Genomic DNA, 24,941 nt, shown 5'->3' on the forward strand with positions numbered 1-24,941 from the left:
CTCCGATTGCTCAGAGCTTTCCCGCGTCTTGGTTATTGAGTTGAATTAAGCGTTGGCTTCCGCCGTTTTACGCTGCTTTTCGAAACGTTCGCGTTCGCCTTTGTTCAATATTTTTTTGCGGAGGCGAATCGATTTCGGCGTAATTTCGCAGTATTCGTCGTCGTTCAAATATTCAAGCGCCTGCTCCAGCGAATAGAGCCGCGGCGTTTTCATTTTGACCGTATCTTCCTTCGTTGCCGAGCGGACGTTCGTCAGCTGCTTTTCCTTGCAAATGTTGACGATGATGTCGTTATCGCGATTGTGCTCGCCGACGATCATGCCTTCGTAAACTTCCGTGCCCGGCTCGACGAACAAGGTGCCGCGATCTTCGACCGACAGCATGCCGTAGAACGTGGAATTGCCCGTTTCGCTGGAAATCAGCACCCCTTCATGACGCCCGCCGACACCACTGCCTGCATACGGACCGTAGCTGTCGAACGCGTGGTTCATGACCCCGTAGCCGCGGGTCAGCGTCAGGAAGTAGGTCCGGTACCCGATCAAGCCGCGGGCCGGAATGAGGAACTCCAAGCGAACGCTGCCGGAACCGTTGTTGATCATGTTGACCATCTCGGCCTTACGTGTCCCAAGGCTTTCCATAACGGAGCCCATGCTGTCTTCCGGCACATCGATAATCAGTCGCTCGATCGGCTCCATTTTTTGGCCGTCGATCACGCGGATGATGACTTCCGGCTTCGATACTTGCAGCTCGAAGCCTTCGCGGCGCATATTTTCGATCAAAATGCCGAGATGCAGCTCGCCGCGGCCCGATACGACAAACGCGTCGGGGCTGTCCGTTTCGTCGACGCGAAGGCTGACGTCGGTTTCCAGCTCTTTGAACAGACGTTCGCGCAGCTTGCGGCTCGTTATCCATTTTCCTTCGCGGCCTGCAAACGGGCTATTGTTGACGAGGAATGTCATCTGCAGCGTCGGCTCGTCGATCTTAAGCACCGGCAGCGCTTCAGGGTTCGCCGGGTCGGCCATTGTTTCCCCGATGTTGATGTCCTTGATCCCGGAGATCGCGATGATGTCGCCCGCGCCTGCCTCTTCGATCTCGATGCGCTTCAAGCCCTGGAAGCCGAAAAGCTTCTCGACGCGCGCCTGCTTCACTTGTCCTTCGCGGTTGATGACCGCAATCGGTTGACCTTGACGCACCGTTCCGCGGTTTACGCGGCCGATGGCGATCCGGCCCAAATATTCGTTATAATCCATCAGCGTAACCAGGAACTGCAAAGGCTCGTCGACTTTCTCGGTCGGCGCCGGAATATGGCTGACGATCGTATCGTAGAGCGCCTGCATGTTTTCGTCCAGCTTTTCCGGGTCCAGGCTGGACATTCCCATAAGACCCGATGCGTAAACGACCGGGAAGTCAAGCTGATTGTCGTCTGCTCCCAGCTCGATGAACAGATCGAGCACTTCATCGACCACTTCGGCCGGTCTGGCGTTCGGACGGTCGATTTTATTGACGACGACGATCGGCGTCAAATGCTGTTCCAGCGCTTTGCGCAGCACGAATTTCGTCTGCGGCATCGTTCCTTCGAAGGCGTCAACGACAAGCAGTACGCCGTCGACCATTTTCATAATCCGTTCCACTTCGCCGCCGAAGTCGGCGTGGCCCGGAGTATCAACGATATTGATCAAGAAGTCTTTGTATTGGATGGCCGTATTTTTCGCCAAAATGGTAATGCCGCGTTCCCGCTCGATATCGTTCGAGTCCATGGCGCGTTCCTGCACCGCCTCGTTCTCCCGGAATGTTCCCGATTGTTGAAGCAGCTTATCCACCAGCGTTGTTTTGCCGTGGTCGACGTGGGCGATGATGGCGATATTACGAATTTTGTCTCTCGAATGCATGTAGTCTCAAAATCCTCTCTTTGAATTTGGCTCAATGTCGTGCTCCTTGTTGCCGGAGCGCAGCCCGTTCACAAAAGTAGCGTCGGACGTAAGCGCCGACGCTACAATTCACACTTTATTATACGTGCAGATGCCGCAAAACGCAAGATAGCTTGCTGGATTAACCGATTATTTACAATGCCTTTTCATGGTCGAAAAGCAGCGTTCCGAGAACCTGCCAGCCGTCTAGGTATGCCGCTGACGCGGCCGGAACACCCATTTCTTGAGTACGCCGGACGCAAGTACGATCAACGTTGTAACGATCGGCAGCACATAATGCGAAATATCCCCGAGCAGTCTGGTCGCCAGTTCCTCGTCGGCGATAAACATTTCCCCTGCGGTATAGCCAAGAATGCCCGCTCCCAAATAAACGAAAATGGGGTACCGCTTCAGTAAATTGACGACCAAGGTGCTTCCCCAGACGATAATGGGAATGCTAAGCCCGATCCCGAGAATGATCACGCCGACCTCTCCCTTCGCTTTAGCCGCAATGGCCAATACGTTGTCGAGGCTCATGACGAAATCGGCTAAAATAATCGTGCTGACCGCTTTGCCGAGGGTAGCCGCCTGCTTTACGTTGGAATGATCCTCCTCATCGATCAGCAGCTTGATGGCAATCCACAGCAGCAGAACCGAGCCGAGCGCTTGAATGAACGGCACCTTCAAGATATAGACGGCAATGACGGTCAGCACGACCCGCAGGGCGATCGCCCCGAAGGCCCCCCACCAAATCGCCTGCTTTCGCTGATGCAAAGGCAAATTTTTACTCGCCAAAGCAATAACGACGGCATTGTCGCCGCTCAGCACGATATTGATCAGCATAATTTGGAGAAACAAAATGAACCAATCCAGCATGGTCGTTACCCTCCATCTCATTCAATTCGATCTGGAGTCCGGCGAACGATGGCATAGGATAAACTTAGAAAAAAGAGGAGAATCGATCTTCTTGTTCCGTCCGACGGTCCGTATCTATCCATAGGGTTTCCGTATTCCGCACCGCTTCATCCATTTCTTCCTGCAGCCAGGGCATTCCCTCTTCGATGCTTTCGACGACCTTCAAGTTCGGGTTTGTGCTCGGACTTGGCGGCAAAAACAACGTGCAGCAATCCTCATAAGGCAAAATCGATACTTCGTATGAATCGATCGCCTCGGCGAGGCGGATAATTTCCAGCTTTTCCATACAAACGAGCGGACGGATCAACGGAAGGCGCACCGCCCGGCCGATGGCATTCATGCTCGCCAGCGTTTGGCTGGCCACTTGTCCCAAGCTTTCCCCGGTCACGATGGCGCCCGCCCCGTTCGCCTCGGCAAGCTTCTCTGCGATTCGCATCATGGCTCTGCGCAGCAGCGTGATCAGCAAATTTTCCCGGTACGCTTCGTGAATCTTGGTCTGCACGCCGGTGAACGGAACCATGTGCAGCTTGATCGGCCCGGCATAGACGGCCAGCTTCCGGACCAGCTCCTTCACTTTCTCTTGCGATCTTTCGCTGGTATACGGATAGCTGTGAAAATGGACGGCTTCCACTGCCAGTCCTTGGCGCATGGCCAAATATCCCGCTACCGGACTGTCGATGCCCCCGGACAGCATAAGCACCGCTTTGCCGTTCGTGCCGAGCGGGAACCCGCCGGCGCCCGGGTCTACTTGGCTGTATACGAGCACTTGACGTTCGCGAAGCTCGACTTTCAGCTCCGCTTCCGGCCGGTGCACGTCCACTTTCAGGTCGGGCATCGCCCTTAAGACGTAGCCTCCGACAAGCCGGTTCATTTCTTGCGAATCGTGCGGAAAGCTTTTGTTCACGCGGCGCACGCTGACCTTGAACGTCCGCGGCTGCGGGTCCATGGCCCGCATCGCCAAGAGCGCCGTTTCCTGCACGCGCTCCAGCTCCAATTCCGTCGTAAGCACGGGACTGAACGATGCAACGCCGAATACCGTCTTGAGCGGTTCACGTACCGTTTCGTAAGGCGTGCCGTTCAAATGCAGCGTGATCCGCCCGAATTCTTTTTCATACTTGATGGCTCCCCAAGAACGCAATACCCGTTTCAGCTGCTGCAAAACCGCTTGCTCGAACCGGTGGCGGTTGCGTCCTTTAAGCGTCAATTCCCCCAAACGGAGGACGACCTGTTGCGGTGTCATAAGTTTACCTCCGTTCGTTCTTGCCGGTCATGGCCGGTTTTAACTCTTCTACAAGCTGTTTAAGCACACGGCAAAAGCGGTCCGCATCGTCCTCGGTCTGCTGAAGCGAGTAGCTGAGCCGGATGCCGCTGACCGCAATCGCCGGGTCTGCCCCCATGGCCGACAGCACGCGGCTGGGCTTTTCCGCCCCCGAAGAGCAGGCCGAACGGGTCGACACGTAGATACCGTGCTGCTCCAAAGCATGCACGAGCACCTCGGACTTCATGCCGGGAAACGAAAAATGGACAATGTGCGGCGCCATATCTTCCGGCCGCTCCGAGCCATTCAACACAAGCTCCGGAATTTGGCCGATTCCCTCGGTCAAACGGGCGCGCAGTCTGGCCGTATGCGCCGCAAATGCAGGCTGCTCCTGAACGGCCATCCGTACCGCCTTGGCCATCCCTACCACAGCCGGGACATTCTCCGTCCCCGAGCGCAGCCCCTCCTCCTGTCCGCCTCCGAACAGCAGCGGCTGCAATTCGACCCCGCGCCGGGAGTATAAGAACCCGATGCCTTTCGGACCGCGAAGCTTATGGGCGGCACAGGACATCAGATCGATTCCATGCCGCTTCGGGTCGACCGGGAGCTTCCCGATAGCTTGTACGGCATCGACGTGAAACAAGGTTTTGGGGCGGCTGCGCAGCAGGGCGCCGATCGCTTCAATCGGTTGAATCCTTCCCATTTCGTTGTTTACATGCATCACACTGACCAGAATCGTTTCGTTGGTCAATGCTTGCTCAAGGTCTGTCAGTTTAATTTGACCTGTAGCATCCACCGGCAAATAGGTCACTTGAAAGCCCTCTTCTTCCAGTTTACGAAAGGTTTCGTAAACTGATGCATGCTCAATGGACGAAGTGATCAAATGATTGCCTCGGGACCGGTATCGGCAGGCCGCTCCGCGGATGGCCAAGTTGTTGCTCTCCGTTCCGCCGGACGTAAACCGGATCTCATTCGGATCGCAGCGAAGAGCGCTCGCAATCGTTTCCCGCGAACGGCTTACGAGCTGCTCGGCTTCCAAACCCAGCTTATGCAAGGACGACGGATTGCCGAAGTGCGATTTCATCACTTCGGTCATGACGCCGATGACTTCGTCATACATAGGCGAGGTCGCCGCGTAATCCATATACAGCATTTGGTCATTCCCCTTTGTCGTAGTCTCTGCTTGGTCCGGGAAGAAAATAAGACCAATGGTCGGCCCCCGCAAACGGAGTGCCTACGATTGGTCTCGCTCGTTTCATACCTCGTAGTGCTCTTTCAACGCCAACACTTTGCGCACGTACTGCTGGGTTTCGGCAGGCAGCAGATGCAGCTTTTCCGCTAATTCCTGATCGTTTCGAATGCCGAGCCGATCCAGCCTTGTAGGTCCTGCATTGTAAGCGGCGAGTGCAGTACCCAGACTGCCGCCGTATTTGGAGAGCAGGTTGGATAAATATCGGGTCCCGCCGTGAATGTTTTGCGCCGGGTCGAACGGATTGTCCACTCCCAGCCCTTGACCGGTTGCATCCATCAATTGCATCAAGCCCTTGGCTCCCGCACCGGAAACGGCGTTGGCATTAAACGACGACTCCGCATCGATGACCGCTTTCACTACGCTGGGCTCAACGCCGAAGCGGCGGCTGGCTTCCTGAATCAGCGGTTCATAGGCCGACGGCTTCGAAGCCGGGGCGAACTTCCTCGTAAGCCCGCTTTCAGAAGCGGCGGATAACCCGCTTAGCGTAGCCGGGCCCCAAGCTTGTCCGGGGACGAGCCTGGCTCCTGCGGAGATGCCACCCGCACTCTGGGGCGAAGACGAATCCACGCCGGCCAACAGCCCGTTCAATATGGAGGCAAAGTCCGTATTATCGCTTTGCGTGGTAACGGAATTTCTGCCGGAGGTTAGCAAGCTTAATTGGTTCATCACCTGAAGCTGGAGCAGCTCTTTCATCGTATAGGGATCGATAGCTTTTGTCGATAAGTTCATCGGTTGCGGAAGTCTCCTTGTACCGGGATTCTTTTCCCATTGTACACTTTTTTGGGCGACTCAGCCACTATAAAATTCTAAAGAAAAACGGCAGACCGGTTGCCGGCCTGCCGTCTCCGCCTCAAGCGTATAGAGGAACCAAAATGAAATAACCAGCCAGCGCGATCAAACCGATAATGATCGACCATGTGCCCAGCGAACGCTCGCCCAGCATATAAGCAAACAGCCCTAACAGGGCTGACGTCGAGCCGAGCAGCGCCGGATAAAGAAACCACGCCAGAATAGACAGCACGAGCGCCGTGTATCCGAGCCAGCGGTAAGACGTGTCCGCCTTTTCCACCGTACCGTTTTCCGTTACGGCCACAGGCTGCGTTATGCGGGATCTCTCCTGCCGTGAACCGCCGCCGGGATAAGTGATCTCCGCAGCGAATTCGTCGTGCGTTTTGCGGCCGGTTTCCCTTCGCAGCTGCTCGTGCTTGAATTTCCGCAGCGACCTGTCATCCCGAACCGAACCGGGATGTCTTCCGAGCTTCCGTTTCATTTGGTCCCCTTCCCTTCCTGAGAGAAATGAACGCTTGACACTTCCGGAAAAACGATGCTTTATTTCGATTTTCTCGGCTCGAAGGTGTGACAACAGGTGTTCTGCGAGCTCGCAGCCCGGTCTTGATGATCTTCGAACTCGGCTCCAAACTCGGCGTCATACTTGACGTCCGCATGTTTGTCGATCTCGATCATAATCGTGCTGGCGTTGCAATTGTTTCCCTGCGCCCAATATTCGCAGTTGGCGACGCTGCATTTGACAGCTGGCATCGTAATCACCCCTTTCTCAGCTTTCCCGCACCGAAAAGGGGATATACTCTAGGCCTTGGCCCGCAGCTTGTAATATAGCACCATAAACATCGCATGCGACCACAGCAGCGGCGTTGCCGGGGGCCCCCAGCGGCGGACCCAATCGTCATAGGCTTCCTCGCTGCCATGCGGCCGCCTCACCTGCTCCGGCAACCGGCCCAATTCGTCCGCCCGCGCTGCGATCCACTCCAGCGAGCGTACGGCTTCCTCCCGGTTACCCAACCTCAGTTGGACCCATCCGTACCAAGCCGCCAGCAGCAGCCACTCTCCTCCTCCGTAGTAGGTATCGGTTGCGTAACGTCGGACGCCCCCGTTCTCTGAGCGCAGTTCATTCTTGATCGCTTCGATCGTTTTCCGCATAACCGGATGCTGCGGATCGAATACGCGGAACGGCTCCGCCAGCCACAGCAGACTCGCGTCCACTCCGGCATCGCCCGTTACGTAAGCGGCGGAATCCCCTTGGGGGACTGGCGTTATGTTTTTGACAAAATGACCGTTTTCCGAATGTACGCCATGCTGCAGCAGGAACTCTTTTATTTCCGAGCATACATGATGCAGCTCCGCATTGCCGTCCAGCTGGGCAACTCCTTCCAGCCCGCCATAAATGCAGGCCAGCGTCGAAGGGTGCACACGCTCGCCATACTCCTCCCAGCAATCGAAGTTCGGATACCGCCAAAACGCGCGCAAATAATCGACCGCAACATCAACGCTCATTCGGTACGAATCCGGAATCCGGTCCGATCCGACCGCGCGAAGGTGTTCCGTCACCCCCCACAGCCACGCTCCGTAGCCGTCCAGCTGGAAATGCCCCCATTCCGAGCTTGTTTCGTCCCGGCCGTCCAGATGATAACGGGTATGTAAAAATTCGTGAAGCGCCACGTGCTCCCCTCGGGCTTGCTTGTCCGTCAAATAGCGGATATGACCTTGCTTGGAAGCGATAATCCGGTTGGCCCAGTCATAAAATAAAGCCGCGCTGTCGTGCTCTCCCGCCATATCCATGGCGTATGCGACGAAACTGCCGTCTCTTAACCAGCCGTAGGCATAGTGCGCAAAAAGCGGACAGGCCACATATCCCCCTTCCGGGTGCTGGTTTAGCCGGATCAACCGTATGGACGCCTGCACCAGCTCTTCCTCATTCATCTTTGGCCGCATCAGAGGACCCCTTCCTTTCATTTCATTAAACAAAAAGAGATGCCCGAATCGAAGCATCTCTTCACAATATGTCTCGGATCGGACGAATTATACTTTCTCGCCCTGCATCCGTTTTTGCGTAATATAGTCGGTTTCGTAATAAGCCAAATCTTCGCGCAGCGTTTCAAACATTTTGGACAGCTCAATCGTCAAGTCACGCACGTCGCGTACAGGCTTTTTACGGAAGCGGATGGCGTCCTGACCGGTATAAGCATAACGGCCGTCTTCGGAATAGCATTCATTTTTCGGATAAAAGAAGCTGTTCACGCAGCTATGGTAAACGTCGTAAAGCACTTTTTCAGCATAATCCACGTTAAAATTCGGACGGCGCAGCGCCACGCCGAGCTTCTCGTACGCCACCTCGCAGAACACTAACAAATGTCTCGTATCGGTTAAATAACCTTTATAAAATTCTTCCATCGCTTCGTCATTATCGGTATTCAGCTGCTGCAAAGAATGTCCGTTCAGGAATTGTTCCATTTTGGCGATTGCCTCGCTCAGCTTGGTCCTTGTCGTTTCACAAAGTGTTTTTACATGGAATACTGCCATCGCTTAAAAGACCTCCTCAACTTAAAAAACAGAACGTATGGGCAAAACGACCTTCTCGATACCATCGTACCATAAAACACATGTAAAAGTAATATGAAAAACATCCAGAATTCCTTTGTTTCGGACTGCTCCTTTTTGGATAACTTTGCTGCTTTTTAAACCGTCCGCGAAGGGGATTCTATTTGACGTACACACTGTTCCGATCAGGAGGCAACAGCCCATGTGGAAATACGCTTTATCGATCGCTCTTGTTATTGCCGGGGTAGCGCTTTTCTTCCCCCGTGGCGATCAGGCCCCCAAACCCGAGACGGTTACGCCTGCCGCCGAGCTGAAAATGAAGCAAACGATGCTGAATCAGGATGTGGCCCGCACGGACGAATTGAGCCGCAATCAGTGCAGTCTGGAATTGCACCGTGTCGTTCAGGACATGCATACGCAAGCGGACGGCAAAGCGCAGGAAACGCTGCAAGCGACCCAAGCCGAGCATCCGCATATGGAGCGTCTGGTGAGGACTAAACGGGACCAAAGCTTGGACCAATGCATCGCAGCAGGCCCACTGAACGAGGCGGCGGCAAAAGCTTCGCGGCCTTACATGGAAGAAGCGAAGCGGCAGGTCGACGGCGGAAAGACGTATCAATCCCCGCCGTTTCAAGCGAACGGCAGCACGTATTTCGTTCTTGGCGTTCCTGCAGCGGATGGCGCATCGGGGATTGTGGGCGCCGTGCGCCAGCAAATTCTCGCTCAGGTGGCCAATCACCAGAAGAAGAATTTAAGAATCGAGCCGTACCCGGCGGAAGGCCGCTACAAAATCGAATCGGTCGATTCGAAATCGCTTCAGAACGTGCAGGTTCGCCACCCTGAAGACAACCAGGGAACGAGCCATTATCACACGAATCAAGTCGTCGTCAAATTCAAGCAGCAGCCTTCCGAGAACGACCTTGCCCGTATCCGGCAAGAAATTGGTGGAGGCCATGTCAACAAGCTCGGCTATACTTACGTCTTCGAATCGCCGGGCATGGAAGCCAAGCAGCTCATGGGGTATTTCGGGAAATGGGACATCGATTATGCCGAGCCGCATTTTCTTTACTTGACGAACGAAATTGCGCCCGTTCAGTTCCCAAATTCGGCAGCGGTAATTACACCGAACGACTCGCTATATCGGCGGTACCAATGGAATTTACCGCAGATCGAAACGGAGGCCGGCTGGAACGTCTCCAAAGGATCGACGGATGTCATCGTCGGAGTCGTCGATACCGGGGTCGATGTGAACCATGCGGACTTGAAAGGCCATCTGATGGCCGGCTACAATGCGATCCAGCCCGGGGCCAGACCCGTCGACGACGTCGGACACGGCACACATGTGGCCGGAGTCATCGGGGCCGTCGTGAACAACAACTTGGGCGTCGCCGGCATGAGCTGGTATAACCGCGTATTGCCGGTCAAAGTGCTTGATTCCAGCGGCGCAGGCAGCACTTATGCCGTTGCGCAGGGCGTTATTTGGGCAACGGATAACGGAGCCAAGGTCATCAACATGAGCCTCGGCAACTATGCCGACGCCCAGTTCCTGCACGATGCCATCAAGTATGCCTACGACCGCGACGTCGTCCTGATTGCCGCTACCGGCAACGATAACACGGAACGTCCCGGTTACCCGGCCGCCTATCCGGAAGTGCTCGGCGTGGCTGCGGTGGATGCCAAAAAGCAGAAGGCAGCCTTCTCCAACTACGGCGACTATGTCGGCGTAGCCGCCCCGGGCGTCAATATCGCCAGCACGTATCCGAACAACCAGTATGCGGCACTGTCCGGAACTTCGATGGCCAGTCCGCACGTTACGGCGCTGGCGGCGCTCATCCGTTCGGTCAATCCGAAGCTGAAAAATACGGAAGTGGCCCGGATCATCAAGGAAACGGCGATGGATCTGGGGCCATCCGGGAAAGACAAATATTTCGGTCACGGCCTGATCGACGTGGTCGCCGCGCTCAAGGCAGCGGAACCGAAAACTTCCGGCCAAGCGGCCGGCGCCCCAACCGAGACGGCTCCGCAGCCGGGATGGCCGGACTGGATGCAGCGCTGGTTTAGACGGGAATAAATAATGGATGAAAAAGCAAAAAACCGCCTCCTGAGGCGGTTTTTTGTATAAAGCTCTATTGCGTAAGCAGCTGAAAGAAAGTTTGCCGTAAGCCGGGTTCTGTGCTTCCAGTGGTCGTAGCGGGTGCCACCCTGCCACCATTGAAGCGACAATCATCTATCTAGGCCGTCCATTGCTGAACGGCTCAAGCGACCAACCCGAACGCGTCTCGGGCAAAGACTGTCCCTTCCGGGACGTGCGTTCCTCTAGGTCTTGCTCCAAATGGGGTTTACCAGGAACGATGTCACCATAGCTCCTCGTGGTCTCTTACACCACGGTTCCACCCTTACCTGTGCCGGCGGCGTTCGAAGATCGCATGCACGGCCATCGGCGGTCCGTTTCTGTGGCACTAGCCTTCAGCTCGCGCTGACTGGACGTTATCCAGCATCCTGCCCTATGGAGCCCGGACTTTCCTCTCGTGGCGAACGCCACCAGCGATTGTCTGTCAAACTTTCTTTTGCAATAGATGCATCTGCTAGTATACAAGGAATCGGAGCAAAACTCAACTGCCGAATTCCGGCAAATTACACGAATCGGAACGGTTCCGTATCGATTTGCGAAGCAGTGACCGCCGTAGCCCACTTTCGCTCCTCCAGCTTCCGCCGCAGGTGGTCGGCGACGCCGCGCTTCATAATTTTCTCCACATTATGTCCCGGATCGATCAGCGCGATACCGACAGCCAAGGCGTCATGCGCCGTATGATAATCGATATCGCCGGTGATTAGCACGTCCGCTCCTGCGAATTGCGCATGCTTCACGTAGCGGCTGCCCGATCCCCCGAGCACGGCCGCTTTGCGCACGGTCCGCGTGAGATCGCCGACGACACGCAGCATCGGCACATCGAATGCCTGCTTGACCTGCTCGCACAGCTCTTGCAGCGTTACCGGCTGCGGAAGCTTTCCGGCGCGGCCAAGCCCGAACGTGCGCGTCTTCAAATCGAGCGAATACAGGTCGTAAGCGACTTCCTCATACGGATGCGCCTTCAGCATCGCTTGCACGACTCTGCGTTCCACGCTCTGGGGGACGATCGTCTCGACGCGTATTTCCTGCGCCGTCTCCAGCTTCCCGGGCTGGCCGATAAACGGGTTCGTACCTTCTTCCGGCTTGAACGTTCCGACGCCTTCGATATTGAAGCTGCAATGACTGTAGCGGCCGATACCGCCCGCTCCCGCTTCGAACATTGCCTGGCGTACTGTCTCGGCGTGCGTCGTCGGCACGAAGACGACGAGTTTTTTCAGCTTATCGGTATGTACTTCGTCAAGCGGCTGCGTATCGGTCAGGCCGAGCGCTTCCGCCATCATGTCGTTGATTCCCCCTTCGGCAACATCCAGATTCGTATGGGCGATATAGACGGCGATGTCGTGCTTGATCAGCCGTTCGTAAAGCCGGCCTGCCGGCGTATCCGTCTGAATGTGCGGCAGCGGACGGAAAATGACAGCGTGATGTGCAATAATCAAATCGGCTTGCTCGCGAATCGCCTCGTCGACCACTTCTTCCGTCACGTCAAGCGCGACAAGCACCTTGCGGATTTCCTTTTGCAGCGTGCCGATTTGCAGCCCGATTTTATCGTTCTCCACGGCGTACGATTTAGGCGCGAGTTCTTCCATCAACTGAATTACGGCTTGGCCTTTGGCGTACATGCGGCTAATACCTCCTCGATTCGTTTCATCTCGGCGCGAAACTCCGCTTCCTTGCTGCGGGACGCTTCCGTTTCGGACCCGGCCAGATTGTCGCATATTTTACGGAGCTTATCCAATTCATAAGTCCATTTCTTCGTCCAGACGGCGGAAGCCTCCCGCACCAAATACGGCCCCATGCTCAGGAGAACTGCGCGATCCGCGGTTATTCCGTTCGCCAGAGTCAGCGGTTCATACAGCGATTCCGAGTCTGCCCCGAACTCCGCTCTGGGAACCGAGGTCAAAATTTCATAGATTTTCCCGTCTTCCTCCAAAATATGCTCTCCGGTCAACAACCAACCGTTACTTAGCAGCCATTCTCGTACCGCCGCTTCGCCGACATTCGGCTGCAGCACCAAGCGGCGCACGCCTTCCAGCTTCGCCTTTCCCGCTTCCAGAATCGAAGCGATCAACACTCCGCCCATCCCCGCAATCGTAATGACATCCGCCTCGCCCGGCGCGATGACGGCCAGACCGTCGCCCTGCCTAACGTCGATGACGTTCTCCAGCCCCGATGCGCGCACCTGCTTCACGGCTGCGTCGTACGGACCGGGATTTACCTCGCCCGCAATCCCTCGTACGATCGTGCCCTGTTTCGCCAAATAAGCGGGGAGCAGCGCATGGTCCGAGCCGATGTCCGCCAGAAGGCTGCCTACAGGAACCTCCTGTGCAATTCTACTCAATCGTTTTGATAATCGTATCATATCAGACAACCCATTCTGTCCATTTTTTTCTCCATACAAACAGTAAGGAAGCCTCAGTCACAATCTTAACCAACAGCATCCATTGCAGCGTCATTTCACCGTACTGCTCGGCATACAGCATACCATATAATTCAGGCATATACCAAACGATCAAGCTAAGCAAAAAGAACACCAATCCCATATGACGGCTCTTCTCGTGAACCATCCATCCCATCCAGCAGAACAGAATACTGAGCGGCACCCAGCTCAGCTCCAGTGTAACCCAACTGATCGAAGCCAGCTGATAATGCAGCAGCCAGCCGTAGCAAAATACGAGACTTACCCAACCGCCGAGATGGAACGGCACGTGCCTTGCAAGCAGGCCCGTGACAATCCACACCAAGCTGCATAGAAACACGTACGTAACGACGAAAACGGACGATTGCATCCCGTGGAGTTTCATCAGATAAACCCCGATAAAGAGCAAAAACAACGAAGCCATGCCGATCAAAATTTGCGAGCCCATCGGGTCCTTATCCCGCTTGTACCCTCCATAGCCGTAACAGCAAGCGAGAAACAAAAGCGAGACCCCTATTTGCATTGGTAATTGAAAAGCGTTAAAATGAAGAACAGTAAAAGAAAAAGCGCATGCGACAATCAAAACAAGAACCCATATTTTCCAATTGCTGTCGCTTATTTTGGATGCTGTAATTCCGAACAATCCACCGGAGCTTCCCGGCTTTTCTTGATTGTCTTCCAAATAAATATTCAGCAAAAAGTCGCAGTACCGCTCAGGCAGCAGCTTGCTTCGCCGCCAATGCTCAATTTCGCGGATAATCATTTTCTTTTTATCATCCATAGCTCTAATGTTCCCTCCGAAGCCTGTCGTCGCTTAATACATGGGATACATAATTCATTCATCGGCTTGGAACCAGCAAAAAATTAGACCTTCCCGCAATGGCGGAAAGGTCGTGGTGACAAGCTCTTTATTCAAGAAAATCTTTCAACCGTTTGCTGCGGCTCGGATGGCGAAGCTTGCGCAGCGCCTTGGCTTCGATCTGGCGAATCCGTTCCCGGGTAACACCGAATACTTTACCGACTTCCTCCAGCGTCCGCGTCCGGCCGTCATCGAGTCCGAAACGCAGCCGAAGCACGTTTTCCTCGCGCTCCGTCAACGTATCGAGGACATCTTCCAACTGCTCCTTGAGCAGTTCGTAAGCCGCAGCATCCGCTGGAGCCAGCGCTTCCTGATCTTCGATAAAATCTCCGAGGTGCGAATCGTCTTCCTCGCCGATCGGCGTTTCGAGCGATACGGGTTCTTGCGCGATTTTCATAATCTCACGCACTTTTTCCGTACTGAGATCCATTTCCTTCGCAATTTCCTCCGGCGTAGGTTCGCGCCCCAGCTCCTGCAGCAGTTGACGGGATACCCGGATCAGCTTGTTGATCGTTTCCACCATATGTACCGGAATCCGGATCGTACGCGCTTGGTCGGCAATCGCGCGCGTAATAGCTTGACGAATCCACCACGTGGCATACGTACTGAATTTGAAGCCTTTGATATGGTCGAATTTCTCCACCGCTTTGATCAAGCCCATATTGCCTTCCTGGATCAAGTCGAGGAACAGCATCCCCCGGCCGACATACCGCTTGGCGATACTGACGACCAGACGCAGGTTCGCTTCCGCCAAACGTCGTTTCGCTTCTTCATCGCCCTGTTCGATCCGTTTCGCCAAACCGATCTCGTCCTCTGCGGAAAGCAGCGGAACCCGGCCGATCTCCTTCAAATACATCCGTACCGGATCATTGATCTTAATGCCAGGAGGCAAGGACAAATCGTCATCAAAATGGAACTCGTCGTGTTCATGCTCCATCGGAGTCAGTTCATTGTCATCGTCCGATTCGTTTCCGACATCAATCCCCATCTCTTGAATTTGCTCAAAAAATTCATCAATTTGCTCCGGGTCTTGATCGAACGGCGCGAGCTTCTCCATAATTTCTTTGTACGTAATTGCCGAACGTTTCTTGCCTTGTTCGATCAACTGTTCTTTTACTTGTTCGAGCGTCAACTCTGTCTCTAGTTCCGTACGTTGATCGTTCGCCATAATCCAACTCCCTCCTCCCTGGAATACACCCCGGTACCGTGTCAAGACGAATCAGGATGATTTCAACTGCTTTTCCAAGGATATAATCTCACTGCCTAGTTGCAGGGCTTTGGGAATATCACCCAAACGTTCTGCTTGCTTGATTTCTTCTCTTTTTCGTTCCAATGTCTGCAAGAGTGGGTACTTCTTGATTTGCCGGATATAATCGTCGATTACGGCATCGTTAATACCGTTGCGATTGTCTATTAAGGTTAAGGAACTAGCCAAGCTCTCAAGCTTGTCATCCTGCAGCATGCCGATGAACGTGCTGGCGTTGGGCTCGAATCCTTGCGTGTAGTAGGCGTACAAGTAAGCGGCGAGCGCCGCGTGAGCTTCCATGTTGAACCCGTCTCCCAGTTGACGCTCGACATAACCGGATATGTCCCGGTCCAGCATCATGACGGCAAGCAGTTGACGCTCTGCATTCTGATAGGCAGGGACCATCGAAGGGGGTTGCGCGCGAAGCCTTCCGTCATTCATAACATTATTCCACGAATTGTCTTTATTATCCCCGGAACGGTCCTTTTTTTCGGCTTGGAGCCTGATCTCGTTCAGATTTTGCATCGCGGATTCAAACGTTAGGTGAAATTCGGTACAAAGCTCTCTCACATAGTGCTCTCTCTCAATGGGTGAAGTCAGTCCTGCGATCAAGCGGAGCGCTTGTTGAATGTAGCGAAGCTTTTCTCCATCCTCCTGCAGTTTATAATTTTTACGATAATAAAAAAGTTTATATTTGATCGACGGTACGGCGGTTTCGATAACCTCCCGTACGAATCGTTCAGAACCGTGAGCGGAAATATATTCGTCCGGGTCCATCCCGTTCGGCAGTATAGCAATTCTTACATGGCAACCTACATTTTCCAGTAGCGGGATGCTTTTATAGGCTGCGGATTGTCCGGCATGGTCCCCGTCGTAAGCGACGACCACTCGTTCCGCAAGACGCCGAATCGCTTCTGTATGCTCCGGTGTCAGCGCCGTTCCCATGGTCGCCACGCCGTTATGCACCCCGGCCTCCCAAGCGCGAATGACATCCATATAGCCCTCGAACAATACGAGTTCCTGGCTTTTCCGGATTTGGGGTCTGGCGGCATGCAGATTGTACAGCGTACGGCTCTTATGGAAAAGCATCGATTCCGGACTATTTAAATATTTGGCCTGTACGTTGCCCATCGCTCTTCCTCCGAAGGCGATGATCTGCCCTTTCCAATCGCGAATCGGAAACATGACGCGGTCGCGAAATTTGTCGACATACCCGCTTCCGTCCTGCTTCGCCGAGATCAGCCCTCCTAGCTCCACCAAGGGCAACGGAAACTGCTTCTTATCCAGCAGATTCGTCAGCGTATCCCAGCGCGATGGCGCATAGCCGATGCCGAACGCTTCGATCAGCTTATCGGTCATCCCCCGGGCGTGCAAATACTGCTTCGCTTCTTTGCCCTGCTCGGTGTTGTGCAGAAGGTATTCGTACAACTTGCCGGCAAGCTCATGAGCTTCGATCAGTTTCGCCCGGTCCGCGTGCTCCTTCGTTTCGGCTTGGCCTTGCTGCGGCCCGAGTCCGATGTCGAGCTTTGCTTCATCGGCCAATTTGCGGACCGCCTGACCGAAAGACAACCCTTCGACTTCCGAAACGAACCGGATGGCGTTCCCTCCCGCCCCACAGCCGAAGCAGTGATAAATCTGCTTTTCGGGCGTGACGGTAAAGGAAGGTGTCTTCTCTGAATGAAAAGGACATAGACCTTTGAGGTAATGTCCCTGCTTCGTCAAATGAACGTGTCTTCCGACGACTTCGACAATATCGTGGGCTTTTAAGACCGCGTCGATGACTTGCTCGGGAATGCGTCCGTTACTCATCCTATCCACCTTCATTCAAATTAACACGTATAGGTATTCGCTACTCTGCCCGATTCTCCTGCAAACCCGACAAAACTTTTGTCAAAGTTTGTAGAAAGGCCTGGCGATCCTCGTCGGTAAACGCTTTGGGACCTTTCGTATGCTTGCCTCCGCGGCGCTGTTTCGCTTGCTCGTGCCTTCGTTCCAGCAAAAAATCAATCGTCCGTTCATTGTAGATCTGGCCGCGATTCGACAAAGCCAGCGCTTTTTTGCCAAGCACCAAAGCGGCCAGTCCGAAATCCTGCGTGACCAGCACATCTCCGGGCGCGATGCAATTGACGATATACAGATCTACCGACTGATCCGACCGGTCTACTTGAACGATATCGACGCCGATCATCGGCTGCAGCCGATGATCGAACGAGGCGACCATCAGCACCGGGATTCCGAAATGTAAGGCCGTTTGCGCAATTTCCGTCTTCACCGGGCATGCGTCGGCATCTACTACAATTTTATATGTCATAATTCCCCACCGACTGTGAAATTCAAGACTGAAAGCATTACCGTAATATTATATACGATGAAAGGATAAAAAATCCTGCTTCCTTCTCTCAATATAGACCGCTATCGCGAACGGTACATATCGATGATGATGCTGGCCGTTTCTTCGACAGCCTTGTTCGAAACGTCGATCACCGTACAGCCGATTTTTTTCATAATCTTATCCGCGTACTCCAATTCCACGTGAATCCGCTCCGTGTTTGCGTAAGTAGCATTGCCCGGCAGGCCCAGCGTCTTAAGCCGTTCGGTACGGATGATATTCAGCTTGACCGGGTCGATCCGCAGACCGACGATCTTCTTCCCGGAAACCGTAAACAGCTGCTCGGGAGGCTGAATTTCCGGGACAAGCGGCACGTTGGCCACCTTGAATTTCTTGTGTGCAAGATACATGGACAGCGGGGTCTTCGACGTGCGGGATACCCCGACAAGCACGATGTCCGCCTGCAAAATCCCGTTAAAATCCCGGCCGTCGTCATACTTGACGGCAAACTCGACCGCTTCCACTTTCTTGAAATAATCTTCGTCCAGCTTGTGAATCATGCCCGGCTGATGCCTTGCCTCCTGATGCAGCGTTTGCTCCAGTGTCCGTATGATCGGACCGAGCAGATCAATGTAAGGAATCCTGTAGCGCTCCGCCTGTTCGATCAAATAATCCCGCAGCTCGGGAATGACGAGCGTAAAAACGATCGCGCCGCTGCGCTCAATCACCGTCCGGATCATCCGGTCGATATCCGACGGATCAGTCAGGAAAGGCATTCGGCGAATATCCACCTGCTGGGGATGAAACTGCACGGCCGCCGCCCGAACTACCGCTTCTCCCGTTTCCCCCGCTGAATCCGATGCTACAAACACTACCGGCTTAACAGTCCGTTCCATGCGAACCCGCCTTTCGTCCTGGCTTTTTTTACAGAGATGAGCTATGCTGCTGTTCCCTGGTTTCAGTACAATCTGCGCACAAATTTCGCAGCTTCGTGTGCATTTGCGACCGTACCGGTTCCTCGGCACGTCAGATTTTGGCCGAAGTCCCTTTTGTCAGACTGCGACAAAGGCCGATCCATTAGGAAAAGATCGGCCTTTCAATTACTCTACGTTGCAGTAGGAAAAATGTTTCAATACTTTGGTTAAACGCTCCGCTCCAGAAAAAGAGCTTCTCTTCCCGGACAGCAAAAACCCCCGCTGACAAAGTCATGCTCAGACTTCGTTAACAAGAGGTTTTCTAGCGGGTATATCATATTATAATAGCATTCGTGCATTCGGGTAAAAACATGTCAATTTTTTAGCTACACTCCGTATTTGTCCATTTGATCCAAAAAATCTCGCGATTTCAGCTTCAGTCCGACATGCGTATCGAAGTAGGCCCGTAGAATCGTCTTTAGCAGCTGTTTCGTCTGCGGCTTCACATCGATTTGACCGAGCCGGCGCACATCCATTGGAATGAACAACCGCAGCAGCTTGTATACCCCGGGCGTCAGCGGCATCGCCTGCGGGTCTCGCAGCTTGCAGCGCTCGCACAGCATTCCGCCCATGCCGACGCTTATGGCAAACGGTTCCGCCTTCTCGCGGCAAACGACACATTGCTCCAGCTCGGGCGTATATCCGGCCAGGACGAACATTTTCATTTCGTACAGGTGGTCGATAATCTGCAGATCCTTGTCTTCCTGGACCGCTTGCAGACTGGCTTTCAGCTGATCGTATAAAAAAGGCTGTCCCTCTTGATCGCCCAACATCCGGTCGGTCAGCTCCGACAAATAGGAAGCATGGGCAGCCTTGTGCAAATCTTCCCTTATTTTATGAAAAGGCTCGATAATTTCCGCATGATTCAGCGTGCCGAGCTGCCCGGATTTGAAAAACAAGTAGTCTCCGCACGTAAACAGTTGGGCGGAAGATCCGTAGCGGCTCTTCACTTTTTTGGCGCCCCGGGCCACGACGCTCAGCTTTCCGTGTTCCCGGGTAAACAGCGTAATAATTTTGTTGCCTTCCCCGTAGTCCATGCTTCGGATGACGATACCTTGAACTCTGTATTGCACCTTACAGCCTCTCCCTGCGTTACCGCGCCGGTAACCTGATATTGGGCGAAACTTACTGTACCCAATCGGCGGCGTCCAAGGCGCCCTCTTCCTCCGGCTCTGCCTCGTCGCCGTCCTGGGTATTTACTTCTTTGTATAGCAGGTAAGCATCCACATCTCCGGTCATTGAAAAGTATTTCCACGAAAAGTCTTTCATGGTACATCCTCCCCTTGATGACATGACTACAACCTGTTTCTAGGATTAGGATGGATCGATCCGATGCGAAGTATGCTCTGCAAAAACTGCCATGTATTCTTTGCATAGAATGTTGATTAAACGCGGCGGAACCTGATCGAATCAGGCCGGAACGCCGGATTACTCATGCCGGAAGCCGAGATCCCGCAGAACCCGGTCCTGATTGCGCCAGTCCTTCTTCACTTTGACCCACAACTCCAGGAACGTCTTCGAACCGAGAAGCGCTTCGATATCGGCCCGTGCTTTTTGTCCGACTTCTTTCAGCAGCGCGCCCTTTTTGCCGATAATGATACCCTTCTGCGAGTCGCGTTCGACGTAAATGACAGCCGAGATATGAACAACACCATTGGCCTCCACGCGCATGTCTTCGATGGCAACCGCGATCGAGTGGGGAATTTCCTCCCGGGTCAGATGCAGGATTTTCTCGCGGATCAGCTCCGCGCACACAAATTGCTCCGGATGGTCCGTCACTTGATCCGCCGGGTAATACTGTGGTCCTTCCGGCAAAAATTTGATGACCTGCTCCAAAAGTGTATTGACGTTATTGCCGTGCATCGCCGAGATCGGCACAATTTCGGCAAACGGGTACAAATCCTTATAGGTCGTAATGACCGACAGGAGCGCTTCCGGGTGAATCTGGTCGATTTTGTTCATCACCAGAATGACCGGCGTTTTCACCTTTTTCAGCGTCTCGATAATGTACCGGTCCCCGCCGCCCAAGCCTTCTACCACATCGATCAAAAACAGGACCGCGTCGACTTCGTTAAGTGCGCCTTCAGCCGCTCTGATCATATAGTCGCCGAGCTTCGATTGCGGCTTATGAATGCCGGGCGTATCCAAAAAGACGATCTGCGTCTGGTCGGTCGTATAGACGCCGTGAATTTTGTTCCGGGTTGTCTGTGGCTTATCGGACATGATGGCGATTTTTTGTCCGATTACCTGGTTCATCAGCGTCGATTTGCCGACGTTCGGCCGTCCGATAATCGCCACAAAACCGGATTTGAATTTAGAGTCAGCCTTGCTATTCGAAGACATTAATCAATCGTTCCTCCGTCCAAATCTAAAGATGTGAATGCACCGGGAAGCAGCTCGGCTACGGTCGTCTCGCTGATATCCCCTTTCAGATTAGCCATATATACCGGCATATCCGGCGGACACAGCTCGACCAGCACCTGCCGGCATACGCCGCAAGGCGAAATCGGCTGAAGCGTATCCCCGATAACCGCCATGGCCCGGAACGACTTCGCCTGTTCGCCATCCGCGATCGCGCGGAATAACGCCGTGCGTTCGGCGCAGTTCGTCGGCCCGTAGGCGGCGTTTTCCACGTTGCAGCCGAGATGAACCCGCCCTTTGGAATCCAGCAAAGCGCTGCCGACTTTGAAATGGGAATAAGGTGTATATGCTTGCTCTCTCACCGTTCTGGCTAATGCGATCAATTCCGTTTTTTCCAAGAGAAGCTCCCCTTTCGCAACCTACATGGAATATAAATAATAAGCTAGCACCGTAATGAATCCGCCAAGCAGCGCACCGAGCAGCAGCGAGCCGAAAGGCCGCTTGCGATTGTCGTGAAGCGCCAGCAGCAGTACCGTAGCCAACAAAAAGCCCAGCAATGCGACAAGCGTATCTTGAACCCGGCAGGCGATCAGAGCGGCGACCGCAAAAGCGACGGCCGTCAGCAGACTCGGCCTCACCCCATTTCCTTTGGAGGAAAAGCGGGCCTGCACCGCAATCACTGTCAGGATGACCAAGCAAAGTAAAATCCATACCGCTCCCGCGGTGATGGGGTAACCTCCCGCCCGGCCGGTTTGAATAAGCCGTTCGATCGGATCGAAGAATACGATCATTCCCGTTACGGCGGCAAAAGCTGCCGTGACCAGTACGGAAGCGGCGGCCACGTCCTTGGCAATCTTCGCCAACGGATGCAGGTCCGGCATCGCCAGATCGACCGTTTTTTCCACAGCGGTGTTGATCAATTCCGTGACGATCATAAGCGTCACAGCGAGCAAAATAAATAAAATATCTGTCTTCGGCAAGCCGAAGAACAAGGCAAGCGCCAGGATGACCAACGCGGCGAAAAAATGAAATTTCATGTTCCGCTGGGTCGCGAGGGCGTATTTGACGCCTTCGTAAGCATACCGAAAGCTGCGCTGCCATTTGACCGGCTGCTTCACCGCGTCAATCCCGCCTGCTGTAAAATTTGCTCCTGCTTGCCGAACATGACCTTCTCTTCTTCCTCGTCCTGATGATCGTAACCGATCAAATGCAGAAAGCCGTGAACGAACAGAAACCCAAGCTCCCGCTCGACGGAATGGCCGTATTCGTCCGCCTGGGCAATCGCCCGCGGCACCGAAATGATAATATCGCCGAGCGGCTCTTCATATCCGTCGTCGCCATCATCGTCCTCCGCCGTCCCGGACTTTTCTCCGCCCGTCTCGTCCTCGTACTCCACTTCCTCGAAGCCGTCGTCGCCATAAATGATCTCGATCTCGTCTTCGCCCATTTCCCGCATGGCGAACGAAAGCACGTCCGTCGGCTTATCCAGTCCCCGATACTGCTTGTTAAGCTCTTGAATGGCCGCGTCATCGACGAACGTCAACGCCACTTCGCCATCCGGCACCTCTTCCTGCTTGCCGGCAAGGCGAAGGAGCGTTTCCAGCCTCTCGATGAGAGCCGGCGTTATCTCGTAAGCGGTTTGATCGCTGTTCCATGAAAGCTTCAGGCTCATGGCTTCACCTCTTTCTTCGTTTCGGACATCTTCGCTTCGAGCTTCGTTTTCCCCTGCTTCTCCGCCGTCTTAGACTCCGGCATATCCGCGGGATATTCGATTCGCGAGTGGAAAATGCCAAGCAGCGTTTCGTTCAAAATCTTAACGATCTGATCCAGTTCCTTGATGGTCAGATCGCATTCGTTAAACTGGCCGTCGTCAAGCCGGTTTTTAATAATTTTGCGCACCATCGAGTCGATCTGTTCGACGGTCGGATTGCGCAGGGAGCGGACGGCCGCCTCAACGCAATCGGCGATGCCGACAATCGCCGCTTCCTTCGTCTGGGCCTTCGGACCGGGATAACGGTACTCCGTCTCCTCCGGCGGCTTCTCCTGACGTTCTTCGGCGAGCTTTTTCGCTTTATGATAAAAAAATTGCAGCAAGGTCGTGCCATGGTGCTGTTCCGCAATATCGCGGATCGGCTTCGGAATGTTATGATCCTTCAACATTTCGACGCCGTCGCGCGCATGGGCCACAATGATCGATTTGCTCAGCGCCGGCTCGATTTTATCGTGCGGGTTTTCCGAATGTGACTGATTCTCGATAAAATAAATCGGCCGCTTCGTCTTCCCAATATCGTGATAATAGGCCCCGACCCGACAGAGCAATCCGTCGGCGCCAATCGCGCCGGCCGCAGCTTCCGACAAGTTGCCGACCATGATGCTGTGATGGTAGGTCCCAGGAGTCTCGGTCAGCAGCTTGCGCAGCAGCGGATGGTTCGGGTTGGAAAGCTCCACCAGCTTGAGCGGCGACAAAATGCCGAAGGCGACTTCGAAAAACGGCAGCAGGCCCATAACGAACACGACGGTTAGCAGTCCGCTCCCCAAGGCGAACGAAGCGGCAAACAGCACGTTCTTTCTCGTTTCGTGATCTTCGAGCAGCAGCAGCGCGGATACGAGCGCCACAGCGAACAGCGATACCATCATTCCCGCTTTCAGGATCGAGGAGCGCTGACTTGCCCGCTGGATCGAGAAAATCGCCGCAAATGAGCTGGTCAGCGTCAGCAGGCCGTATTTAAATTCGAACGACTGCAGATGATCCGAGTTAAAAATGACGCTGGAAATGACGCTCAAAACGACCGCGGTCACAAAAGCAAGATGCGAATTGAGCAAAATCGTCACCATCATGGCCGCCATCGCCGTCGGGGCCAAGTAGCCGATATACGGGTAATCCAAATTTTGCAGCAGCGAGAACAGCTTCATCCCGGCAATCGTTAAGACGACAATTAGCACGTACATGAACAACTGAACGTTATTCTGATTGATCGGGAGCGAGCTTTGTCTGACATACATATACAAAAACAGGCAGCACAAGACGATGAATAAAAAGAGTCCGAGATTCGGCCAATAGCTGGCTTCGTCTTTCAGCAAATCGAGCGAAGCCAAACGTTGATACAGTTCTTCCGTTACTTTTTCGCCCTTGGGAACCAGCACTTCATTTTTGTTGATCATCACTTGCTTGACATTGTCGCGCGCATGTCCTTTGGCTTCCTCGGTTCCCTTTTGGTCGTAAAATTTGTTCGGCGAAAGCGCCGCCCGCACGAGTTCCTGAACCAGCTCACGCGCATTGTTCTTGGTCAGCGTCGAAGAATTCACCAATTCCGGTACCTTGACTCTGGCCGTCTGCGCATCCGTAATCTGGTCGCTCATCAACTTGACGACGATCTCTTTCGCCACAGGTTCCATGGCGGTCAGATCTTCTTTGGCGAGCCGTGGAATTTTGTAGAACGATTCCTCCGGAATCCGGTACTGCTGCTCGCGGATGCTTTTGCGCATTTCCGCCAGCAACAGGTCATTGTATTGAGCGCTATCCGTGAAGCTCTTGGTCTGGCGGTCCAAATGGTCCTGAATGATCGTCGGAATGACCGTTTTGTAAATATTGACCTTGTCCGCGACGGAAACCTCAGCATCGCTGTTGATCTGCTGCAGCTTCTCAAAAATCGCCTCGATCGCCGCTTCGTTGCGCAGCGAGGCAATCTTATACACCGGCTGCACTCGTGCGGCCGCTTCTTCCTTCGCTTTTTCCGTTGCTACTTCGTTCGCAATCGCCCTGGGGGCCAGAATATCCTTCTCCGTAACGCTTCCCAACTGAATGTCGTACGTCTGCGGCACAATCCGGTGCAGCAGAGCGACGTAAAACACGACGGCAAGCGCTAAAAACAGAAGAAAGCGCACGATGGCGCTGTATCTCCAGCCGGCAAGCCGGTATTGAAATTTGCCTTGAATGGAAACGCGGTTGTTCATGACGA

Annotated in this window: 24 protein-coding genes and 1 other RNA gene; 1 reads left to right on the forward strand and 24 read right to left on the reverse strand. The window is 54.0% G+C overall.

What is annotated here, in order from left to right; all coding sequences use genetic code 11:
• Positions 1 to 45 precede the first annotated feature (45 nt).
• The 9 genes from typA to NLX71_RS01470 all read right to left on the reverse strand — a co-directional run bounded on the left by typA (position 46) and on the right by NLX71_RS01470 (position 8,648).
• Positions 46 to 1,887 carry a translational GTPase TypA gene (gene typA, locus NLX71_RS01430; RefSeq protein ID WP_254361713.1) on the reverse strand — a complete coding sequence of 614 codons (1,842 nt, stop codon included), beginning with the start codon at positions 1,885 to 1,887 and terminating at the stop codon, positions 46 to 48.
• 225 nt (positions 1,888 to 2,112) lie between these two features.
• On the reverse strand, positions 2,113 to 2,781 hold the full coding sequence (locus tag NLX71_RS01435) for a TerC family protein (RefSeq protein WP_254361714.1): 669 nt from the start codon (positions 2,779 to 2,781) through the stop codon (positions 2,113 to 2,115).
• Between the two features lie 64 nt (positions 2,782 to 2,845).
• A complete protein-coding gene (thiI, locus tag NLX71_RS01440) occupies positions 2,846 to 4,060 on the reverse strand; it encodes a tRNA uracil 4-sulfurtransferase ThiI (protein ID WP_254361715.1) in 1,215 nt (404 codons plus the stop codon).
• A 4-nt stretch (positions 4,061 to 4,064) separates the two neighbouring features.
• Positions 4,065 to 5,231 (reverse strand): cysteine desulfurase family protein, encoded by a 1,167-nt coding sequence (locus NLX71_RS01445; protein ID WP_254361716.1) that lies wholly within the window; start codon positions 5,229 to 5,231, stop codon positions 4,065 to 4,067.
• Between the two features lie 102 nt (positions 5,232 to 5,333).
• Positions 5,334 to 6,059 (reverse strand): lytic transglycosylase domain-containing protein, encoded by a 726-nt coding sequence (locus NLX71_RS01450; RefSeq protein ID WP_254361717.1) that lies wholly within the window; start codon positions 6,057 to 6,059, stop codon positions 5,334 to 5,336.
• A 121-nt stretch (positions 6,060 to 6,180) separates the two neighbouring features.
• Complete coding sequence (locus NLX71_RS01455) at positions 6,181 to 6,600, reverse strand: MFS transporter (RefSeq protein ID WP_254361718.1); 420 nt, start codon at positions 6,598 to 6,600, stop codon at positions 6,181 to 6,183.
• Positions 6,601 to 6,659: 59 nt separating this feature from the next.
• Positions 6,660 to 6,869: a DUF1540 domain-containing protein gene (locus NLX71_RS01460; protein ID WP_254361719.1), complete on the reverse strand. Its 210-nt coding sequence runs from the start codon at positions 6,867 to 6,869 to the stop codon at positions 6,660 to 6,662.
• Between the two features lie 48 nt (positions 6,870 to 6,917).
• The gene (locus NLX71_RS01465) at positions 6,918 to 8,060 is read right to left on the reverse strand and encodes a glycoside hydrolase family 15 protein (RefSeq protein ID WP_254361720.1); all 1,143 of its coding nucleotides are present in this window, start codon (positions 8,058 to 8,060) and stop codon (positions 6,918 to 6,920) included.
• Positions 8,061 to 8,147: 87 nt separating this feature from the next.
• Positions 8,148 to 8,648: a YpuI family protein gene (locus NLX71_RS01470; RefSeq protein ID WP_090669823.1), complete on the reverse strand. Its 501-nt coding sequence runs from the start codon at positions 8,646 to 8,648 to the stop codon at positions 8,148 to 8,150.
• A 220-nt stretch (positions 8,649 to 8,868) separates the two neighbouring features.
• Between NLX71_RS01470 and NLX71_RS01475 the strand changes: the two genes are divergently transcribed.
• On the forward strand, positions 8,869 to 10,737 hold the full coding sequence (locus NLX71_RS01475; protein ID WP_254361721.1) for a S8 family peptidase: 1,869 nt from the start codon (positions 8,869 to 8,871) through the stop codon (positions 10,735 to 10,737).
• A 73-nt stretch (positions 10,738 to 10,810) separates the two neighbouring features.
• On the opposite strand, the gene rnpB is transcribed toward NLX71_RS01475, so the two are convergent.
• The 15 genes from rnpB to NLX71_RS01550 form a co-directional block, all read right to left on the reverse strand.
• An RNA gene (gene rnpB / locus NLX71_RS01480) (RNase P RNA component class A) lies at positions 10,811 to 11,230 on the reverse strand.
• A 70-nt stretch (positions 11,231 to 11,300) separates the two neighbouring features.
• A complete protein-coding gene (locus NLX71_RS01485; protein WP_254361722.1) occupies positions 11,301 to 12,416 on the reverse strand; it encodes a Nif3-like dinuclear metal center hexameric protein in 1,116 nt (371 codons plus the stop codon).
• Positions 12,392 to 13,156 (reverse strand): tRNA (adenine(22)-N(1))-methyltransferase, encoded by a 765-nt coding sequence (locus NLX71_RS01490; RefSeq protein ID WP_254361723.1) that lies wholly within the window; start codon positions 13,154 to 13,156, stop codon positions 12,392 to 12,394. Before NLX71_RS01490 ends, NLX71_RS01485 begins: the two co-directional genes overlap by 25 nt.
• 1 nt (position 13,157) lies before the next feature.
• Positions 13,158 to 13,994, reverse strand: coding sequence for a hypothetical protein (locus NLX71_RS01495; protein WP_254361724.1), 837 nt, complete (start codon positions 13,992 to 13,994; stop codon positions 13,158 to 13,160).
• Between the two features lie 127 nt (positions 13,995 to 14,121).
• Positions 14,122 to 15,240: an RNA polymerase sigma factor RpoD gene (rpoD, locus tag NLX71_RS01500; RefSeq protein WP_254361725.1), complete on the reverse strand. Its 1,119-nt coding sequence runs from the start codon at positions 15,238 to 15,240 to the stop codon at positions 14,122 to 14,124.
• A 51-nt stretch (positions 15,241 to 15,291) separates the two neighbouring features.
• Positions 15,292 to 17,127: a DNA primase gene (gene dnaG / locus NLX71_RS01505; RefSeq protein ID WP_254361726.1), complete on the reverse strand. Its 1,836-nt coding sequence runs from the start codon at positions 17,125 to 17,127 to the stop codon at positions 15,292 to 15,294.
• 40 nt (positions 17,128 to 17,167) lie between these two features.
• Complete coding sequence (locus tag NLX71_RS01510; RefSeq protein WP_254361727.1) at positions 17,168 to 17,629, reverse strand: YaiI/YqxD family protein; 462 nt, start codon at positions 17,627 to 17,629, stop codon at positions 17,168 to 17,170.
• Between the two features lie 101 nt (positions 17,630 to 17,730).
• Positions 17,731 to 18,543, reverse strand: coding sequence for a pyruvate, water dikinase regulatory protein (locus NLX71_RS01515; RefSeq protein ID WP_254361728.1), 813 nt, complete (start codon positions 18,541 to 18,543; stop codon positions 17,731 to 17,733).
• A gap of 404 nt (positions 18,544 to 18,947) precedes the next feature.
• Complete coding sequence (gene recO / locus NLX71_RS01520) at positions 18,948 to 19,694, reverse strand: DNA repair protein RecO (protein WP_254361729.1); 747 nt, start codon at positions 19,692 to 19,694, stop codon at positions 18,948 to 18,950.
• A 52-nt stretch (positions 19,695 to 19,746) separates the two neighbouring features.
• Entirely contained in the window at positions 19,747 to 19,890 is a 144-nt protein-coding gene (locus tag NLX71_RS01525; protein WP_254361730.1) for a YqzL family protein, read from the reverse strand.
• Between the two features lie 159 nt (positions 19,891 to 20,049).
• On the reverse strand, positions 20,050 to 20,964 hold the full coding sequence (gene era, locus NLX71_RS01530) for a GTPase Era (protein WP_254361731.1): 915 nt from the start codon (positions 20,962 to 20,964) through the stop codon (positions 20,050 to 20,052).
• Positions 20,964 to 21,380, reverse strand: coding sequence for a cytidine deaminase (locus NLX71_RS01535; protein WP_254361732.1), 417 nt, complete (start codon positions 21,378 to 21,380; stop codon positions 20,964 to 20,966). Before NLX71_RS01535 ends, era begins: the two co-directional genes overlap by 1 nt.
• A 21-nt stretch (positions 21,381 to 21,401) precedes the next feature.
• The gene (locus NLX71_RS01540) at positions 21,402 to 22,100 is read right to left on the reverse strand and encodes a diacylglycerol kinase family protein (RefSeq protein WP_254361733.1); all 699 of its coding nucleotides are present in this window, start codon (positions 22,098 to 22,100) and stop codon (positions 21,402 to 21,404) included.
• A complete protein-coding gene (gene ybeY, locus NLX71_RS01545; protein ID WP_254361734.1) occupies positions 22,097 to 22,654 on the reverse strand; it encodes an rRNA maturation RNase YbeY in 558 nt (185 codons plus the stop codon). The genes NLX71_RS01540 and ybeY overlap by 4 nt, the downstream gene beginning before the upstream one ends.
• The gene (locus tag NLX71_RS01550) at positions 22,651 to 24,936 is read right to left on the reverse strand and encodes an HD family phosphohydrolase (protein ID WP_254361735.1); all 2,286 of its coding nucleotides are present in this window, start codon (positions 24,934 to 24,936) and stop codon (positions 22,651 to 22,653) included. Before NLX71_RS01550 ends, ybeY begins: the two co-directional genes overlap by 4 nt.
• Between the last annotated feature and the right edge of the window lie 5 nt (positions 24,937 to 24,941).

Origin of the sequence: Paenibacillus sp. MZ04-78.2 (assembly GCF_024213375.1) — a bacterium.
Lineage (GTDB): Bacteria > Bacillota > Bacilli > Paenibacillales > NBRC-103111 > Paenibacillus_G.

What these genes read in the sequence shown, in the direction of transcription:
- NLX71_RS01475 (WP_254361721.1), top strand. Translation starts at nt 8,869, where the DNA reads ATGTGGAAATACGCTTTATCGATCGCTCTTGTTATTGCCGGGGTAGCG.
- NLX71_RS01525 (WP_254361730.1), bottom strand. Translation starts at nt 19,890, where the DNA reads ATGAAAGACTTTTCGTGGAAATACTTTTCAATGACCGGAGATGTGGAT.
- typA (WP_254361713.1), bottom strand. Translation starts at nt 1,887, where the DNA reads ATGCATTCGAGAGACAAAATTCGTAATATCGCCATCATCGCCCACGTC.
- thiI (WP_254361715.1), bottom strand. Translation starts at nt 4,060, where the DNA reads ATGACACCGCAACAGGTCGTCCTCCGTTTGGGGGAATTGACGCTTAAA.
- dnaG (WP_254361726.1), bottom strand. Translation starts at nt 17,127, where the DNA reads ATGAGTAACGGACGCATTCCCGAGCAAGTCATCGACGCGGTCTTAAAA.
- NLX71_RS01450 (WP_254361717.1), bottom strand. Translation starts at nt 6,059, where the DNA reads ATGAACTTATCGACAAAAGCTATCGATCCCTATACGATGAAAGAGCTG.
- rpoD (WP_254361725.1), bottom strand. Translation starts at nt 15,240, where the DNA reads ATGGCGAACGATCAACGTACGGAACTAGAGACAGAGTTGACGCTCGAA.
- NLX71_RS01455 (WP_254361718.1), bottom strand. Translation starts at nt 6,600, where the DNA reads ATGAAACGGAAGCTCGGAAGACATCCCGGTTCGGTTCGGGATGACAGG.
- NLX71_RS01445 (WP_254361716.1), bottom strand. Translation starts at nt 5,231, where the DNA reads ATGCTGTATATGGATTACGCGGCGACCTCGCCTATGTATGACGAAGTC.
- NLX71_RS01470 (WP_090669823.1), bottom strand. Translation starts at nt 8,648, where the DNA reads ATGGCAGTATTCCATGTAAAAACACTTTGTGAAACGACAAGGACCAAG.
- NLX71_RS01495 (WP_254361724.1), bottom strand. Translation starts at nt 13,994, where the DNA reads ATGGATGATAAAAAGAAAATGATTATCCGCGAAATTGAGCATTGGCGG.
- NLX71_RS01510 (WP_254361727.1), bottom strand. Translation starts at nt 17,629, where the DNA reads ATGACATATAAAATTGTAGTAGATGCCGACGCATGCCCGGTGAAGACG.
- NLX71_RS01460 (WP_254361719.1), bottom strand. Translation starts at nt 6,869, where the DNA reads ATGCCAGCTGTCAAATGCAGCGTCGCCAACTGCGAATATTGGGCGCAG.
- ybeY (WP_254361734.1), bottom strand. Translation starts at nt 22,654, where the DNA reads ATGAGCCTGAAGCTTTCATGGAACAGCGATCAAACCGCTTACGAGATA.
- NLX71_RS01485 (WP_254361722.1), bottom strand. Translation starts at nt 12,416, where the DNA reads ATGTACGCCAAAGGCCAAGCCGTAATTCAGTTGATGGAAGAACTCGCG.
- NLX71_RS01490 (WP_254361723.1), bottom strand. Translation starts at nt 13,156, where the DNA reads ATGATACGATTATCAAAACGATTGAGTAGAATTGCACAGGAGGTTCCT.
- NLX71_RS01515 (WP_254361728.1), bottom strand. Translation starts at nt 18,543, where the DNA reads ATGGAACGGACTGTTAAGCCGGTAGTGTTTGTAGCATCGGATTCAGCG.
- NLX71_RS01435 (WP_254361714.1), bottom strand. Translation starts at nt 2,781, where the DNA reads ATGCTGGATTGGTTCATTTTGTTTCTCCAAATTATGCTGATCAATATC.
- NLX71_RS01465 (WP_254361720.1), bottom strand. Translation starts at nt 8,060, where the DNA reads ATGCGGCCAAAGATGAATGAGGAAGAGCTGGTGCAGGCGTCCATACGG.
- era (WP_254361731.1), bottom strand. Translation starts at nt 20,964, where the DNA reads ATGTCTTCGAATAGCAAGGCTGACTCTAAATTCAAATCCGGTTTTGTG.
- NLX71_RS01550 (WP_254361735.1), bottom strand. Translation starts at nt 24,936, where the DNA reads ATGAACAACCGCGTTTCCATTCAAGGCAAATTTCAATACCGGCTTGCC.